At 44.8% G+C, this 16,975-nt stretch carries 13 protein-coding genes; 6 read left to right on the top strand and 7 right to left on the bottom strand.

The annotated features are described in order from the left end of the window. Positions 1-4 precede the first annotated feature (4 nt). Positions 5-445 (top strand): DoxX family protein, encoded by a 441-nt coding sequence (locus tag GL182_RS01270; RefSeq protein ID WP_205603561.1) that lies wholly within the window; start codon positions 5-7, stop codon positions 443-445. Positions 446-487: 42 nt separating this feature from the next. Here GL182_RS01270 and GL182_RS01265 read toward each other — a convergent pair whose 3' ends face one another. The 6 genes from GL182_RS01265 to GL182_RS01240 all read right to left on the bottom strand — a co-directional run bounded on the left by GL182_RS01265 (position 488) and on the right by GL182_RS01240 (position 10,665). After that, a complete protein-coding gene (locus GL182_RS01265) occupies positions 488-1,552 on the bottom strand; it encodes a DUF6340 family protein (protein ID WP_163377755.1) in 1,065 nt (354 codons plus the stop codon). Between the two features lie 122 nt (positions 1,553-1,674). Next, a complete protein-coding gene (locus tag GL182_RS01260; RefSeq protein WP_163377754.1) occupies positions 1,675-3,327 on the bottom strand; it encodes a SusD/RagB family nutrient-binding outer membrane lipoprotein in 1,653 nt (550 codons plus the stop codon). Positions 3,328-3,358: 31 nt separating this feature from the next. Then, the gene (locus GL182_RS01255; protein ID WP_410492702.1) at positions 3,359-6,790 is read right to left on the bottom strand and encodes a SusC/RagA family TonB-linked outer membrane protein; all 3,432 of its coding nucleotides are present in this window, start codon (positions 6,788-6,790) and stop codon (positions 3,359-3,361) included. A gap of 235 nt (positions 6,791-7,025) precedes the next feature. Beyond that, positions 7,026-8,042 carry a DUF4421 domain-containing protein gene (locus GL182_RS01250; protein WP_163377753.1) on the bottom strand — a complete coding sequence of 339 codons (1,017 nt, stop codon included), beginning with the start codon at positions 8,040-8,042 and terminating at the stop codon, positions 7,026-7,028. Between the two features lie 661 nt (positions 8,043-8,703). Further along, the gene (locus GL182_RS01245; RefSeq protein ID WP_163377752.1) at positions 8,704-9,414 is read right to left on the bottom strand and encodes a glycosyltransferase; all 711 of its coding nucleotides are present in this window, start codon (positions 9,412-9,414) and stop codon (positions 8,704-8,706) included. Positions 9,415-9,462: 48 nt separating this feature from the next. Continuing rightward, a complete protein-coding gene (locus GL182_RS01240) occupies positions 9,463-10,665 on the bottom strand; it encodes a pyridoxal phosphate-dependent aminotransferase (RefSeq protein ID WP_163377751.1) in 1,203 nt (400 codons plus the stop codon). Positions 10,666-10,903: 238 nt separating this feature from the next. On the opposite strand from GL182_RS01240, the gene GL182_RS01235 reads away from it, so the two are divergent. Continuing rightward, positions 10,904-11,755 (top strand): toxin-antitoxin system YwqK family antitoxin, encoded by an 852-nt coding sequence (locus tag GL182_RS01235; RefSeq protein ID WP_163377750.1) that lies wholly within the window; start codon positions 10,904-10,906, stop codon positions 11,753-11,755. Here GL182_RS01235 and GL182_RS01230 read toward each other — a convergent pair whose 3' ends face one another. After that, positions 11,756-12,112, bottom strand: a complete 357-nt coding sequence (locus GL182_RS01230) for a YraN family protein (protein ID WP_163377749.1) — start codon at positions 12,110-12,112, stop codon at positions 11,756-11,758. Positions 12,113-12,153: 41 nt separating this feature from the next. Between GL182_RS01230 and lipB the strand changes: the two genes are divergently transcribed. From lipB to GL182_RS01210, 4 genes are all read left to right on the top strand, one after another. Further along, positions 12,154-12,900, top strand: coding sequence for a lipoyl(octanoyl) transferase LipB (lipB, locus tag GL182_RS01225; protein ID WP_163377748.1), 747 nt, complete (start codon positions 12,154-12,156; stop codon positions 12,898-12,900). Positions 12,901-13,028: 128 nt separating this feature from the next. Continuing rightward, complete coding sequence (locus GL182_RS01220; protein WP_163377747.1) at positions 13,029-13,778, top strand: 3'-5' exonuclease; 750 nt, start codon at positions 13,029-13,031, stop codon at positions 13,776-13,778. A gap of 43 nt (positions 13,779-13,821) precedes the next feature. Next, complete coding sequence (gene rnr / locus GL182_RS01215) at positions 13,822-15,999, top strand: ribonuclease R (RefSeq protein WP_163377746.1); 2,178 nt, start codon at positions 13,822-13,824, stop codon at positions 15,997-15,999. Beyond that, positions 15,989-16,975, top strand: coding sequence for a polyprenyl synthetase family protein (locus GL182_RS01210; RefSeq protein WP_163377745.1), 987 nt, complete (start codon positions 15,989-15,991; stop codon positions 16,973-16,975). The genes rnr and GL182_RS01210 overlap by 11 nt, the downstream gene beginning before the upstream one ends.

Genomic DNA, 16,975 nt, shown 5'->3' with positions numbered 1-16,975 from the left:
TATAATGAATTGGAAACAAAAATTATTGACTCCCGGACATGAAAAATCTACTTTTCTTATCCGATTGATGTTAGGAGTAGTCTTTCTTTCCGAAGGCATCCAAAAATTCCTTTTCCCTTCACTTCGGGGGGCGGGGAGGTTTGAAAAGATCGGCCTACCCGAACCGGAATTTCTGGGTTATTTTGTGGGCGGGTTTGAAGTTTTTTGCGGGCTTTTGATTCTACTGGGCTTGCTGACCCGACTGGCAGCCATTCCCACACTGATCATCATGATCGTGGCCCTGGCCTCCACCAAGACTCAGATTTTATCCAATGAGGGATTTTGGTCCATGATGCATGCCAGCCGCACGGACTGGGCCATGATGCTAGGCTCCATTTTTCTGATCATCAAGGGAAGTGGGCAGTGGGCCATAGACCAACTGATATTTCCCCAAAAACAATATTGAAAGGATAAAATCAGGTCCTGCCTGGTGCATATGATTAAGGAATCAATACTGGGCAGGGGCAAGTTGCTCCCTGACCATCTCCTCTTCCAGCATCCTTTGGTCCAGTTCCCTGGCGTAGGTTCTGCCTCCCTTAAATCCATAAAGGGTATAGGCTTTTCCTGCCCAATCTTTGGCGTTGAGCAGGTCTCCCAAAACCTCATGACCTAAAGCCAGATTGTAACACAGCTTCCCGGAAGTTTTGGCATCGGATGGCAGGGACAATCCTTCTTCCCAGGCTTGGATGGCATTTTCCCATTCATTGACTTCAGCATATCTTGCGCCTACGCCCAGTGCTGGGTTCTTCTTGGATTTGGCATAAAAGGAACGGTTGATGTTCAAATACACCGGGGCCACTCTTCTGGCATAGGCCGCTCCTGCCATTTGCCCCACATAACGGGTAGCCTGTACTTTATCGATCAACATGGCCAGGGCCTGGGTTTTGGTTTCTGCCTCGGCCGACCAGAGGTTGGTCTTTCCAAAGTCTCCCTGATCCACGATATTTCTGGTCTGGGGGTCATACAGCCTGAACCCAACCTGCACAGAAGCTACTCCCTCAGCCTGTATGCCCGGAACCTCTATCGTTTTACTTTCATCGCCGGTTCCAACCTGCTTTTTGATAGTCACCTTTTTATCGGTGACCACAAAATCAGAACTGAATTTTTCCAAAGTCAATACCCCATCAGCATCATAGGCCTGGCAAAGTGATTCAATTTGTCCCCAACTCAGTGGCTGCGGGAAGGTCTGTGCAAAAAGGCCGCCCTTGAAACGCTCCCTTGCCCGGATCACCTCATACCGGGGGGAAGTATTGAGCTCCTGCTGTATGGTGGCCAAGGTAGCATCAATGGCATTCTTTACTTCAAAGGGAGCTTCTCCAGTCAAAATCCCCTCGATAATGGCTACTCCCTGGCTTTCCGGTTGTGTTCTGTCCACAATAAGGAGCCGTTGCACATGATTGGGCACACTGATCTCTGCAGGCACCAATCGGGTGAGTGATACATTTTTAGTACAGGAAAAAAGCATACTGAAAAATCCTGCGATTATAATAATCAATGACTTACGTAAATACATATACAGACGAAATAAAAACCGCTACAATTTAGCAAATTGTTTTTAATTCAAAATCAATGCCTCCTAAAACAAAAAATTCCAGGTGCCTGATTGGGCACCTGGAATTCCAAATATAGCTTCTGTTACCAGGGCTTGCCGGTCCCCTGAATCAACCAGGGTCTGGACCAGGCACTGTTTTCCCCATCCACCTCTGAAAAAATGGTTGACTCTAACCTGGACATGGCGCCTTCCGTTTGCCCGGGGTTCAGGTTTCTTTCATCAATCATATAGTAAAAGCGAACCGGAAGAACTGAGCGAATGGCAAATGGGCCGGCCTGGAGTTGTGGGTATCCTGTCCTCCTATAATCAAACCAGGATTCGGCCGCTGCAGTCCAGGAGGCGATCCATTTTTGTTCGATCAGTTGTTCCAGTGATCCGTCAAATTGTACCTCTTCCTCTTGCAAATATACCGCTGCCTGATCCGCAAGGCCCCAGGTGGAAAAAGAAGCCATTATCGCGGCCTGATAGTAATTTTCAGCAGTATTGCCTACGGACCAGCCTTTCAAGGCCGCTTCCGCCAGTATAAAGTTTACTTCCGATGCGGATATCAACCTAGCCCTTAACAAAGGACCGTTGGGTTCACGGTAAATATCATTCAGCCAGGAAACGTGAGGGTTGAAGGCCGCTTGGTTGGCATCAGGGCTCAGGTTATAAACCTGTGGCCCGGGTATACCCGGAGGAATACCCACATAATCGGGGTTTTGATTGATATCTTCCAGTGCCACATTCCTCTCCTCCAAAACATCCGGAGAAAGCAATCTTTGGTTGTTTTCAATCCTGTCGGTACCGGGAGGCAGGTTTTCATCCACTACCAGCGGGATTTGCACCCTATTGGCCCATACCCCTAACCTGGGGTCGCTCTTTGATCGCATGGCTTCCACCAGGGTTTGACACATCTTTATTCTGCGGTAATTGCTTTCATTGGCATCAAACCTGGTGTTGTCCGGCCAGCTGGTACTGCTTGAGTTATCGGCAAAAGGCATGGTAGCATCATCTCCCGGATCAGTGATAATGGGGTATTGTTCCGGATTACCTGCGATGGTTTCTATTCCTTCTCTGGCAAAATCAGGAAGCTTTTCCGAAACCCGCAGGTAATACCTCAACTTCAGGGAATTGGCCATTTTTCTCCATTTGGATGGATCACCATTGAAGTACACATCGGCTCCTTCAATGGTGCTGTTGTAGTCCGCCAGTGGTTTGGAGAGCAATTGATTGGCAGTTTCCAAATCCTGAATGAGCCCCCGGTATATGTTTTCCTGGGTATCAAAGGCAGGAAAAGTGGCTTCAGGAGTACCTGCTGCACCTCTCAGGGACTGGGAATAGGGGGCGTCTCCCCATAGGTCAGTGATCAGGCCAAACATCATGGACTTCATGACCAATGTGACTCCCTGCTGCAATTCCTGATCCAATTCAACAGCTCTCTCATACACAAACTGATTGTTTCTGAGGATGCCATAATACCCGGCCCAACTGTTATTTCGGTTCCATTCATAGAGGTTGTGTCCACCAGCCCAACCATCTTTCTGGGTATGCTGCATGACCCCGGCAATATCTCCATAACCCAGGTTGACAACGGTTTTTCCTGCCTCTGTCAGCACCGTGGAGAGCACCAGGTTGGGATTAGCTGTTTCCGGGTTGGCACCATTGGGGTTGATATTCATTTCCATCAGGTCTTCCTGGCAGGAAAAAGTGCATAGGGCCATGATCAATGCGATGATATTTATTTTTCTTTTCATTTCAGTTCAGTTTTTAGTTCCACAAGAGACCTTAAAAAGTGGCGTTCACCTTAAAACCAATAGGCATCACCCAGGGCATCACATTCCACCTTTCTATTCCCTGTTTAAACTGGCTCCCTGCCTGAACTCCTCCCTGTGGTTGAAAAGCCATTTCAGGATCCACATTGATCTTGGCTGCCGTCCACAAAATGATATTTCGGCTATAAACAGAGAAGTTTAGGTTTTGCATTTTGAGCCTATTGGCCCACCTGATGGGCACATCATAGCCAAAAGACACCTCGCGAAGCTTTACAAAGGAAGCATCATAGAGGAAGGCCCGCGCAAAGCTCCAGGCTGTACTGCCCGCATACGGCAGGGTAAGGGTTCCACCGGGCTGCCCAATATTTTCTCCCAGGTTTTCGGCAAATTCCGTAGGATTGCCATCCGCATCAAAGGCGGTGGCATAAACCCCTGGGATGAAAACTCCCCCATAAGGAAGGGTAAAGGGACCAAAGGTAAAAGGGTAGCTGTTATATTCAGGAGTGGGTCCACCTACCAATGGGAAATTATTGCCGTTGATCAGGATCATGGACTCCTTATTGGCCAGCAGAAAATCCCTCAATTCCTGCCCCTGCATTTCTCCGGGATTGATCAACTTGTCCAGAAAAATCTGGGATCTTCCATGTTCCTCTCCGAATCGGTAAGTCTGGGAAACAAAATCGCCCCCATTCCTCCAGTCGAAGGTCAGGTTCAGGTGAAAATTCCTGTAGGAAAGGGAAGTTTGCATTCCCATAATAAATTTCGGGTTGAAATTACCGATCTTGTTTCTGCTGTTAACGGCATCCACATCCTGCCACTTCCCGGTTTGATCCAAAATAGGGAATCCGAAATAGGGAGACTCGGGATCTTCCACGGTGACCACCTGCGCGTCATAAATATCCCCTATTTCTTCTCCCACATAGGTCCAGGCACCGCCCCTGGCATCTGTCCACAGGGTATAGTAGGGCAGGTCATCGGCCAACTCCAGGATCCTGGTTCTGTTTCTGGTCAGGTTAAAGCTGGTGGTCAGGTTCCAGTTCTGATTCTTTACCAGGTCAGCTCCCAGGGTAAGTTCGATCCCCTTGCTTTGCAAGAGCCCTGCATTGATGTTTTTGGAAGTGTAGCCGGTGGAAGGAGGAAGACCTGTACTGAAAATCTGGTTCCTGTTCTCTACCATATAATACGTTCCACTAAACCGAACCCGGTTTTCAAACAGATTCAAGTCCAGACCGGCCTCATAGGAGGTCGCAATTTCAGGCTTTAGGGATGGATTCAACAAAGTACCTGGCAGAGAAAGGCGGGGCAGGTTTCCCCAATTACCGGCATTGGAAAGGGCCGCTATCAGCTGATAAGGATTGGCATCATTTCCCACAGAAGCATATCCCCCTCGCAGTTTCAGCATGCTGAATTGCCGGGGCATCTCTATCATATTGTTGATCAACAGACTCAGGGAAGCTGAAGGGTAAAAATAAGGTTCGGCATCCGGAAGGGTACTTGACCAATCAGCCCTACCCGTCAGGTCCAGGTAAACCATGTCGTCATAAGCCAGATTAACCAGGCTGTAGAGGCTATTGATACCTCTCTCAAACCGGGAATTGTTATATTGAATGTTATCTGGAGAGATGTTTTGGATGGTATAGACGCCCGGTGTGATCAAGCCACCACCCGGTGTGGTACCGGCAAACAGGCTACTTCCATTTTGATACCTCATGTTTCCCCCTCCCGAAAGTGTTAATCCAAAATCATTGATGTCTTTGTTATAGGTCAATAAAAAATCAGCATTGGTTTCCATCCCATGCAATTCGGTGATCCCATAGGCACCTTCTGGTTCCTGACTGTAGCTGCGGCCGATTTTACTCTCTCTGGTCTCATTATACAGGTCCAGGGCATATCGGGCAAAGAAACTTACAGCAGGTGAGATTTGCCAGTCTGCTTTGATATTACCAAAAACCCGGTCCCTGGTAAAGCTATTATTCACTTCATTAGCCAGAAAATAGGGATTGTTAGTGACTCGGGTAGGCTGATCAGCATCCACTGTCTTTTGCTCCAAGCCCTCCTGTCCGGGAAGCCAATAGTCTTTCAGTTCAAGGATATTTACATGAGGAGAGGTTTCATAGGCCCATTGAAGCGGGTTTGTCCCCCTCTCTCCAGCCGGCCTGTTGTCCGAATTGTTCCTACTCACATCTATATTTGTACTCAGCGAAAATTTATCACTGACTTTCATGGTCGAGTTGATATTGAGGGTATTTCTGAAAAGATCCGAATTGGGAATGATACCCCTATTTCGCATATTGGAATAGGAAACCCTGTAATTCATGGAGCTGGTACTGTTGGATACAGAAAAACCATTGGATGTGGTGATACCGGTTTGCATAAAATGGCGGACATTATTGGGATAAGAAACCAGCTCGGTAGGGATCCTATTGCCATCTTCATCTACCGGGCTGTTCCACTGTATCGCTTCATACCCCTGATCCAATTCAGGTCCAAATGCTGCATTTACATTTTCCTGTACCAGTGTTCCGAAAGGATTGGACAGCGGAGTGCCACTGATATCGGGCGGAATGGCTGAAAATTGACCTGAACCAAATTTGCTGTGCCATTTCAGGTATTTGAAAGGTACATCAAAAACGGTATTCGAGGTAAGGTTTACTGTAAGCCTATCTACCTGACCTGTCTTGGTGGTGATCAAAACTACCCCATTTCCTGCCCTTGAGCCGTAAAGGGCCGCTGCACTGGGGCCTTTAAGAATGGTGACGTTGGCGATGTCATCAGGGTTCAATCCGGAAATGGCATTGCCATAATCTACCCTGTTTTCAGCACCTACGGAGGAAACGTTGTTGAGGGTATTGGCGATGGGCACACCGTCCACCACAAATAACGGCTGGTTATCAGAACTTAAGGAGGTAGCTCCCCTGATCACCATACTTACAGAGGACCCGGTGCCACCGGTGGTACTGATCGTGGCGCCTGCCACCTTTCCTGACATGGCATTGAGGAAACTTTCCTGGGCTACCCGGGTCATTTCTTCCCCACCAACCCTTTCAATTGAATACCCCAAAGAGATTTCCTCTCTCCTGATTCCTAAAGCAGTGACTACCACTTCCCCTAAGTCAGATGCGTCGGGATTCATTTCCAGGTCAATTACCGACCGGGTTCCCACCTCTTCCAGCACGGTCTGGAAGCCAATATAGGAAAACACCAATACCGGATTATCACCTGAAACCTGAATGGAATAATCTCCATTGACATCGGTAGCCGTACCTGTCTGGCTTCCCTGAATCAAAACATTTACACCGGGAATCCCCAGCCCATCTTCAGAGGAGCTGACTTTCCCGCTTACCTGTTTGCTTTGTGCCAGGGCCTCCATACTCCCTGAAATAAGCAGGAACATGACCAGCATAAGCACCTTTCCAAATCCAATTGTAGTAAAATCCTGCACCATAAATTTACCTTTATAGTTTTAAACCTAAATTTCCTATAATACTGTAAGTATCAAAAACATACCACTCTAAACCTGATATTTTATTGCAAATTGAACAAAATACAAAAAGATATAATACTTTAACAGATTAAGAATGCATGTCTATTTTGTTAAATAAAAATAACAAACAGCTTCTTTGGATATTGTCATCCGAAAAGGATACCCAGGTTTAGGTAGAAAAAAGATCTTCCAAAAATCACCTTCCAAGCACACGGGCCTTAAGGCTGTCTATCCATTCCAGTTTGCGGGAAAGCCTGGGACCGGGACTGAATCGGTAAATAAGGTTTAACCGGTAGTTTCCGGTACCCGCATTCACCTTATACCCTGCTACCGGGGAAAGGTTGACCTGGTTGTAAACATAGTTGACATTAACAGACCACTTTTCGGAGTTGTATCCCGTAAATCCTCTTAAAAAATAATTGGGCCGGATGCCCCAGTTACTTCTCTGCCCTTCAGCTTCAAATTGCATGGCCGTGCGCCCCAATGACAAGCTGGAAGCAGCAGACAGGGTAATGAAAAAATGCTTTTTTATGATCAGGGAATAGGCATAGCCCAAATTGGGTCCAAACTCAATAAATTTGATTTGACCGAAAAGCTCTCCTTGTTCGGCCAGAGGCAAGATGCCATTTTGGTTACGGACCTGCCCGCCATATATTTCGAAGCCCGCCAGGAAAGAGCCGGCAGATTTTTGCTGCCATTCATTTTGAAGGAAGGCCGCCCGGTAAGAGAATTTGTCGCCATTAAACAGATATTGTACAGAGGCACCCACTTTCCTCATTTTCATATCGGGAAAAACATTGTACTCCGATGTATTCAGGTAATTCTCTGGACGACTTAAATAATAACCATTATAAAACTGCCCGAAAAGATCAATCACTAAGTTCTTAGGATAAGCATGGGCCTGCAAATCCAGGTATTTTGAATCTCCCCTTCCCCTTTCCGGATTTAAAAAACCAAACCCGGTAGCCAGATTTAAAGTCAGGTTTTGGTAAGTCAGACCAGCCCCCATATTGAGGGTGGAATTGGGCATGTACCAATAATCCCTTTCCTCCTTCTTCAGTCCCATTCCGGTGTATTTTCTTGAAAAATAAAACCTGCCAGTTAGTTTTTCGGGGTAGGAAATATAGTAGGCAGTGCTGTCAGTAGTGGACTGGGCAGAAACATTTACCGTGAAAAAGACAGCTGAAGAAATTAGGAACAGAAGAAATTTCATGCATGTAGGTTTAGGTAGTATCCATCGGCGAGCATTCATGTAAGGGGTAAAAAGTCAGGAGAGGTTCCAAAGGAAAAGGGAGGTTAGTAAAAATCATTTCGAAATAACCTCCTTTTTAAATATAAGAAAAAGATAAGTACAAAAAGTTGCTTAATCACCCGATACAAAGGTAAACATTTTTGTGACAATAAAACAAAAATTAATTCTTTGTATTTTTCGATAATATAAAGAAATAATTACAATGGACTTCATTTCCAGGCCTCTGGCAGAAAGTCATTCATCCTGGACAGAAAAAGAAAAACTACCTGCTTTTTCCGAAAGGCCAGCCTGGAGATTCAGGAAATCAAATTGAAAAAACACAATTAAATTAAATTTTTTGTCTATTTATTTAAATAATTTTTATTTTTAAGTGCCGTATTTGTAAATATATTTATCTCTCTGAAATAAAGAACTGGCAGTTTTCCATAATCCAGGGCCAGATTGACCTATCAACCAAAATCAAGTTTAAAATAATTTTTTATAAAAATAATCATATCAAAATATTTGCTATTCAGTAAGGAGTTAAGTAAAAAATTACCTTTTTAATTGCTAAAAGGGAAAAATTCATGCCATTCCAGCCTGATCTGTTTATATTCTAAAATAGCAATAACAAGGATAGCAATCAGATTTTATCTTTCCCTGAAAACCATTTTTTAAAATAATACAAAACAGGATTCTTGTATTTCAACTGCTTCCAGGGTCTGCTACCATGGGGCCTGTGCCATACCGGCAGGTCCATGAGCACATGGTTTTCAAACCCCAGTTCAAGCGATTTATAACTGATATGGGTGTCATACCAATCTTTGCTCTTATCCAGGTTACTGAAATCGTATTTTTCTAAAAAAGGCTTGCTGATCAGGGTACAGCAAAAACTCAAGCTCCGATCGGTCTTCACCGAACCTTTGTTTTTATATTTTTTAAATTTCAGGTAAGGAAAATTAACTTTCCCTTCCTCATCATGGGTGATGGCCCCAACTAGCCCCGTCCGAGGGTTGGACTGAGCAAATGAGACCAGGGCAGTCAGGGTGTCCTGCTGCACCTTTACATCAGATTCCACAATGATCAAAGGCAAACCTGCTTCAAGTGCGTTTTTTTGGGATAATTGCAGTACTGTCTTGTAATTGGGAGAGGGATTTTGGGTCAGCTCTTCCAGGTGCACCAGTTGAAAACCCAATTCTCTTTGCGCCGACTCCAGTGCTATTTTGGTTTGATCGGTAGAGTAATCATTAAAAACCCAATAATAAAAATTGCCTCTCGCATTTTTTACTGCCTTAATGGTTTCCAAAGTAGGGCCCAGCGCATCCTTAACGGGTGTGACTACAATTGCCTGCATGCTTTTCCTAAAAAAAGCCCTGGAATGTTCCAGGGCTTGGTGTGTATTTTATTTGACTTTTTCCAATGCCGTTTTCATTCTTTTCAATGCCTCTTTCAGTTCGTCCTCAGAGGCCGCATAAGATAGCCTTACAGATTCAGGGGCTCCGAAGGCCGCTCCGGTCACCAAAGAAACATGGGCTTCATTCAACAGGTACAGGCAAAAGTCATCGGCTGTTTCAATTTTAAAATCTCCTGCAGTTTTTCCAAAAAAGCCGGAGACATCGGGAAAGAAATAAAAAGCACCTTCAGGAACATGGGTCTTGATACCTGGAATATCCTTAAGCAATTGCAAAACCAGGTCTCTTCTTCTCAGATAGGCAGCTGCCATTTCCTCAGATGGTTTTTGATCTCCGGTAAGCCCGGCCAAAGCTGCCCTTTGCGCTATGCCCGTACCACCTGAAGTAAACTGCCCCTGAATTTTCTCACATGCTTTCGCTATGGGAAGTGGGGCACAGATATAACCTACCCTCCAGCCTGTCATGGCATAACCTTTAGAAAATCCATTGACCGTTATGGTGCGCTCAAACATTCCCGGAAAAGCGGCTATGCTAGCGTGCTGTCCGGTAAAGTTGATCAACTCATAAATTTCATCCGCAATAACAACCAGGTCTTCTTTAGATTTTATCACCTCTGCAATCGCCTCCAGTTCCTCCTTGCTGAAAACCGAACCCGAAGGGTTACAGGGAGAAGAATATATAACCGCCTTGGTTTTATCTGTAATGGCCTCCTTTAACTGATCTGCAGTAGCTTTGAAATTATTTTCAAGATTGCCTTTTATCAACACAGGTACCCCACCCGCCAATTTAATAATCTCAGAATAAGACACCCAATAAGGTGAAAAAATCACCACTTCATCTCCTTCATTGATCAGGCACATGAATACATTGGCTATCGAATGCTTGGCGCCGGTTGAAACGACTATATTCTCAGCTTTGGCCTGTACAATGTTATTTTGGTCCCTTAGTTTTTTGGCAATCGCTTCCCTCAGGTCCTGATATCCAGCCACCGGAGGATAAGAAAAATATTTTCCTTCATCTATGGCTGCCTTGGCCGCCTCCTGAATGTGTTTGGGTGTTTTGAAATCCGGTTCCCCCAGACTCAGGCCAATGATGTCAATTCCCTGGTTTTTTAATTCTCTGGCAGTTTTTGCCATGGCCAGCGTGGCTGACTCTTCCATGTTGTTGATGCGATCAGATAGGATGGAATTCATGTATGGTCTTTTTTATTTGACAATCAGAAATTTATAAATTTATTTATTCCAAAATTTGAAAAAAGGCTGAGGACTTCCCCTTGCTTTTTTTTAGTTTGCAAAATTAAGCATAATGCCAATCTTTCCTAAATCTTTGGACAGTTTTGAAAGCGGCTTTAATTGAATTCGGTAAATGACCGCCTGTATTGGGCAGGAATCATTCAAAATAAAATCAGAAGAAAAACGTTTTTAGCATGTCATGAAAAAGTTTATTTACTTCCTTCCCGGACTGGTGTGGATGATCTACATGCAGGGTTATGGTCAGGAAGAGGCAAATACCAGCGATCCTGACTCCTCAGGGGTTGTCAGCAACCGGCTTTTGCCTTCTTCAACACCTGTTTTGCTGTTCTCTGATGCAGAGGACGACTTAAAGGAGGATAAAAAATCCAAAAAGAAAAAACGGAAAAAAAACGTTTACTTCGGGGAAAAAACTAAAAAAACCCTGATTAAAAGTAGCTTCAGGGATCAGGTTACCTACCAGGTATTTCACTTTACCTTAACCAAAAGGGATCCTGACCCCTACATCAGGGATATATATTGGTATGACTCCAGAAACAAAGCCATCAAAAACTCTGGTTTCAGCCCTTCCAAAGGATACCTGCTGCATGGCCCTTATGAAAGGCGGGTTGGCGATCAGGTTGTAGAAAAGGGCATGTATTTTTATGGCACCAAACATGGCCGCTGGATGACATTCGATGGCAAAAATATCCTGCAGGACAAGCGCCATTATGAGGAAGGATGGCCCAAGGATTCCAGAATTACCTATTACAACAGGGGGGAAAGAAAAATTGAAAAGCTCACGCCAATAGAATATGATTTAGAAGAAGGAAACTTCTACCATTTCTATCCTGATGGTCAGGTCGCTGTAACCGGTGAATACAGCTATGGTGAAAAAGTAGGATTGTGGACAGAGTATTGGTCTACCGAAAATGATCAAACAGTAAAAAAGCGGGAAATTCAATACCAATCAGAAGCTTTCACCAATGGATACAAACCTTATATCCGGGCAGAGTGGGATAAGGAAGGGAATTTGATTTACCGCAACAATTGATCAGTAAAAGGCATCTTCAAAGTGTCTGAAGGCTATGTGACCATGCCTGTCCCGGTAAACTCCCACAATGTCAAAGCGGATATCATGGTGCCAATCCTTGGCAAAAATATAGTTGTCTGCGGCCCTTATGATCAGTTGCCTTTTTCTGTAATCTACAAATTCTTCCGCATACCCGTACCCCGTTCCACTTCGAAATTTGACCTCTACAAAAACCATGATCCCTTTATGGGTCATGATCAGGTCTATTTCGGCGTGCTTGTACCTGTAATTCGCTTCTACAAAAGCATACCCCTTGGTTTCAAGCCAACTTTTGGCAAGTTGTTCCGCCTCTCTTCCCAGGTCATTGTGCTCAGCCATTCTTTTATAATCCCTATATTTGGAAAAACAAAATTGAAAAGGTGAATCAATTTATCAATAAAAAAGTATATTATAAAGACCTGGGAAAGAAAGATTACAGGGAAACCTGGGACATCCAGGAAAAGCTTTTTGCCGATACCATCGCCATAAAGATCAACAACCGCAACCTGGAAGCTTCTTCTCAGCAAATCACGCCGAACTACCTGCTTTTTGTAGAGCATCCCCATGTATATACCCTGGGTAAGAGTGGGAAACCTGAAAACCTCCTGTTGGATGCGGCAGGTTTGGAAAAATTCGGAGCGAGCTATTATCCCATTAACCGGGGAGGAGACATTACCTACCACGGTCCCGGGCAGTTGGTAGGCTACCCTGTTTTGGATCTGGACAATTTCTTTACAGATATACACCAATACCTGAGATTTTTGGAAGAAGCGGTCATTGCTACGCTGGAAGACTACGGTGTAGAGGCTGGAAGAATTGAGGGGCTTACCGGAGTTTGGATAGACCATATCCATCAGCGTCATCCCAGAAAAATATGTGCCCTTGGGGTTAAGTCCAGCCGCTGGGTAACCATGCATGGCTTTGCCTTTAACCTGAATACAGATATAAGTTATTTCAAGCATATTGTGCCCTGCGGAATCTCTGATAAAGCCGTCACCTCCCTACACCTGGAAGTGGGTAAACCGGTAGATGAAGCCGAGGTAAAGCTTAAGGTCAAGGGGCACCTGGCACGGCTTTTTAGCATGGATTTCGTAGATCAGCCCTGGTCACCTGAAAAAAGTCAATGAAATCAATGCCTTTCAAGGCTTTATGAATTAATTTTTTGATAAAAAGTTTATCTTTGTAACGCTTGGTTGCAGCATCCATACTCATATGCCACAACAGCCCAGAATAGCCCAACAAAGCACAAATGCCTATGGCCAACTTTTTTGAAAAACTGAATGACATTCTTTTTTTGGATCTGGAAACCATCTCCGGAGCGGAAAATCTGGATGCCCTATCCCCCAGGATGCAAGAGGAATGGCATAAAAAATCCCAGCACATACAGCCACAGGAGGAGAGTAGCCCCGAAGACTTGTATTTTGAAAAAGCAGGAATTTATGCTGAATTTGGCAAAATTATTTGCATTGGAGTAGGGTATTTCACCTATCGCAAAGAAGATGACCTGCTCCAATACCGGACCAAGTCATTTTATGGAGAAACGGAACACCATACACTATGGGAATTCCGGGAATTACTTTGCAAAAAAGAATGGATGATTTGCGCACACAATGGCAAGGAATTTGACATCCCTTACCTCTGCCGGAGGATGTTGATCAACAGGATACCCCTACCCGATGTCTTGCAATTGGCAGGCAAACGTCCCTGGGAAATCCGTCACCTGGACACCCTTGAACTCTGGAAATTCGGAGATTACAAGCACTATACAAGGTTGGATTTGCTGGCAGCCATATTTGATATCCCCAGCTCCAAGGAAGGCATTGATGGCAGCATGGTGAATACCGTATATTACAAGGAAAATGACCTGGACAATATCCGAAAATATTGTCTGCGGGATGTAGAAGTAACTGCCAGGATCTACCTTGCCTATCAGGGGCTTCCGGGAGATTTGGAATTTGAAATCATCAACCTGGATGAGCATGCTGCCAACGACCCTCAGGATTGATTTCAAATAAATATGATTACCTTTATTATATTAATAAATTTTTATGGGAAGAAATTCAGGAAGAAAAAAATCAGGATTCAAAAAAAAGGGGGAAAAAACCTCAGATTTGTCACGGTTAAAACACCAGTTGACTCAATTTTTTGATAGCAATTTCGGAGAAGAATTTGCTGAAAAACAACTTATCAAAAAGCTTTCACTCAGGGATGCTGCCACAAAAAGCTTATTGTCTGATGCCCTTCAGGAGCTCTTGGCGGAAGGAAACATTTCCAAAAACCCGCGAAATTTGTATGCTTCAGCTGCAGACCCCGATTTTATCGTAGGAGAAGTGGATTATGTCAATGCCCGTTTCGCTTTTATCGTCCCCGAAGACAAAGAGAAGAAGGAAGATGATATCATGGTGAAAGAGGCTCATCTGAAAACGGCCCTGGATGGAGACAAGGTTCGGGTAATGGTATTGCCCCAGAAGGGCAGGGGCGGAAAAAGAGAAGGCAAAGTACTGGAGATCATCGAACGCAGCAGGGATGAATTTGTAGGCCGCGTGGAAATCTCCCCCAGATTTGCCTTTGTGGTACCTGATTTTAAAAAAATGCACCACGATATTTTCGTGAAGAAATCAGACCTGGCCGGAGCCCAACACAACCAAAAGGTGGTGGTCAAGCTCAGCGGCTGGAAAGAAGGGGACAAAAGCCCTATTGGCACCATCATTCGGGTACTTGGGGAAGCAGGAGACCATGAAGTGGAAATACACTCCATTATGGCCGAATTTGGTCTGCCCTTTGAATATCCCGAAGATGCCATAGCTGAAGCAGATGGCATATCGGAAAATATTCCTTCCGCAGAATTGAAAAAAAGGAAAGATTTCAGAGGTATCAGTACTTTTACCATAGATCCTGCAGATGCCAAGGATTTTGATGATGCCATCTCCTTCCGTTACCTGGACAATGGGAATATGGAAATCGGCGTACACATAGCGGATGTCAGCCACTATGTAAAACCCAAAACCCTCATGGAAAAAGAAGCTTATGACAGGGCCACTTCTGTTTATCTGGTAGATCGGACCATTCCTATGCTTCCTGAAAGGCTGAGCAATGGATTGTGCTCACTGAGGCCAAATGAGGATAAACTTACTTTTTCCTGTGTCTTTGAAATGGATGAGCAGGCGCAGGTAAAAAATTTCTGGATAGGCAGGACCGTTATCCACTCCGACCGCAGGTTCAGCTATGAAGAAGCCCAGGAAAACATGGACCAGGGCAAAGGAGAGTTTGCCACCGATCTGATAAAAATCAATACCCTGGCCCAAAAGCTCCGGAAAGAAAGATTTAAGAAAGGAGCTATTAATTTTGAGACGGTTGAAGTAAAGTTCCGGCTGGACGAAAAAGGCACACCTGTGGGCCTGATCATCAAGGAACGCAAGGATGTGCACAAGCTGATAGAAGAATTCATGCTTTTGGCCAACAAGACAGTGGCTCAGTTTATCTACGACAAAAACAAAGGCAAGAGCACCTTTGTTTACCGGATCCATGATTATCCGGACCTGGAAAAGCTCAACACTTTTGCCAATTTTGCCAGAAAATTTGGGCATGACGTACAGATCAGTGATGAAAAGAAGGTTTCCAACAGCCTGAACAAACTGATGGATGAGATTGCCGGCAGGCCTGAGCAGAACGTATTGGAACAGCTGGCCATCAGGAGCATGGCCAAAGCCAAATACACCACCGAACCCAAATTGCATTTTGGATTGGCCTTCCAGCACTACACCCATTTTACTTCTCCTATCAGGAGGTACCCCGACCTGATGGTGCACCGCTTATTGCAGCACTACCTGGATGGAGGTAAACCACCTGAAAATCAGGCCTGGGAAGAAAAATGTCTGCATTCTTCCGAAAGGGAAAAAAGAGCTGCAGATGCAGAAAGAGCCAGCATCAAATACAAGCAGGTAGAATACATGAAGCTGGCAGAAGTAAAGGACTATGAAGGGATTGTCACCGGAGTCACCGAATGGGGAGTTTATGTAGAAATTACAGAAACCAAATGTGAAGGAATGGTAAGGCTGCAGGACATGACAGACGATTACTATGATTTTGATGAAAAAAACATGCGATTGGTTGGGTCAAAAAACAAAAAAATGATCACCCTTGGGGACAAGGTAAGGGTCAGGGTTACCCGAACCGATATTGACAGAAGGACCATAGATTTGGAATTTGCAAACGATGATAAATGAAAAAGCACTGGAGGAAATCAGGGATACGCTGGAAAAACATATCCTCCAACTCAATTTTGAGGGTGAGCCAAAGGAACTATATGAGCCCATCAGCTACCTGATGCAGCTTGGTGGCAAAAGGATCAGACCCCTTTTAGCCCTCCTCTCCTACGGCTTGTTTAAGGACGGATACCAAAAAATCCTTACTCCCGCTGCAGCCATTGAGGTTTTTCATAACTTCACCCTCATGCATGATGACATCATGGACAATGCCCCCATCCGAAGGGGCCGACAGACAGTGCATGAAAAATGGGATGACAATACGGCCATTCTATCCGGAGATGTGATGTTGGTCAAGGCTTATGAAATGCTGCTCGAAGTGGAAACTGACAAACTCCACCCCGCCCTGAAATTGTTCAGTAAAACAGCTGCAGAAGTATGTGAAGGACAGCAGCTGGATATGAATTTTGAGAGCCTGGATCAGGTTTCTGAAGAGGAATACCTCAACATGATCCGGTTAAAAACGGCTGTATTGCTGGGATTCTCCCTCCAGCTAGGGGCCGTTCTGGCCGGTGCAAGCGAGTCAGACGCCCTTCACCTGTATGACTTTGGTGTCAACATAGGCATTGGGTTCCAATTGAAAGACGACCTCCTGGACGTCTTTGCAGATAAAGAAAAGTTTGGCAAACAGGTGGGAGGTGATATCCTGGCCAATAAAAAAACCTACTTATTAATCAAGGCAAAGGAACTGGCAGCAGGAAAGGAGAAAGCCGCACTCGAACAATGGCTTGCTGCGAAAGAATTTGATCCGGCAGAAAAAGTAAAGGCGGTAACAGCCATTTACGAGCAACTGGAAATCAGGGAAAAAACCATGAATCTTATGGCTGATTTTTTTGAAAAGGGATTTAACCAACTGGCGAACATAAAGGTTCAAAAACCAGAGGCTTTGCAAATCCTATGGAGCCTTACCCGCAAGCTGGCTACGCGGGAGAATTAA

The organism is Cyclobacterium sp. SYSU L10401 (genome assembly GCF_010993705.1).
Classification (GTDB): Bacteria; Bacteroidota; Bacteroidia; order Cytophagales; family Cyclobacteriaceae; genus Cyclobacterium.
The sequence above is the reverse complement of the archived record's forward strand: the minus strand, read 5'-3'. Positions and strand labels throughout refer to the sequence as shown.

Excerpts from the sequence above, each read along its gene's own strand:
- GL182_RS01210 (WP_163377745.1), top strand. The coding sequence starts at position 15,989 with ATGATAAATGAAAAAGCACTGGAGGAAATCAGGGATACGCTGGAAAAA.
- GL182_RS01240 (WP_163377751.1), bottom strand. The coding sequence starts at position 10,665 with ATGAATTCCATCCTATCTGATCGCATCAACAACATGGAAGAGTCAGCC.
- GL182_RS01255 (WP_410492702.1), bottom strand. The coding sequence starts at position 6,790 with ATGGTGCAGGATTTTACTACAATTGGATTTGGAAAGGTGCTTATGCTG.
- GL182_RS01220 (WP_163377747.1), top strand. The coding sequence starts at position 13,029 with ATGGCCAACTTTTTTGAAAAACTGAATGACATTCTTTTTTTGGATCTG.
- GL182_RS01260 (WP_163377754.1), bottom strand. The coding sequence starts at position 3,327 with ATGAAAAGAAAAATAAATATCATCGCATTGATCATGGCCCTATGCACT.
- rnr (WP_163377746.1), top strand. The coding sequence starts at position 13,822 with ATGGGAAGAAATTCAGGAAGAAAAAAATCAGGATTCAAAAAAAAGGGG.
- GL182_RS01235 (WP_163377750.1), top strand. The coding sequence starts at position 10,904 with ATGAAAAAGTTTATTTACTTCCTTCCCGGACTGGTGTGGATGATCTAC.
- GL182_RS01265 (WP_163377755.1), bottom strand. The coding sequence starts at position 1,552 with ATGTATTTACGTAAGTCATTGATTATTATAATCGCAGGATTTTTCAGT.
- GL182_RS01250 (WP_163377753.1), bottom strand. The coding sequence starts at position 8,042 with ATGAAATTTCTTCTGTTCCTAATTTCTTCAGCTGTCTTTTTCACGGTA.
- GL182_RS01270 (WP_205603561.1), top strand. The coding sequence starts at position 5 with ATGAATTGGAAACAAAAATTATTGACTCCCGGACATGAAAAATCTACT.
- GL182_RS01245 (WP_163377752.1), bottom strand. The coding sequence starts at position 9,414 with ATGCAGGCAATTGTAGTCACACCCGTTAAGGATGCGCTGGGCCCTACT.
- GL182_RS01230 (WP_163377749.1), bottom strand. The coding sequence starts at position 12,112 with ATGGCTGAGCACAATGACCTGGGAAGAGAGGCGGAACAACTTGCCAAA.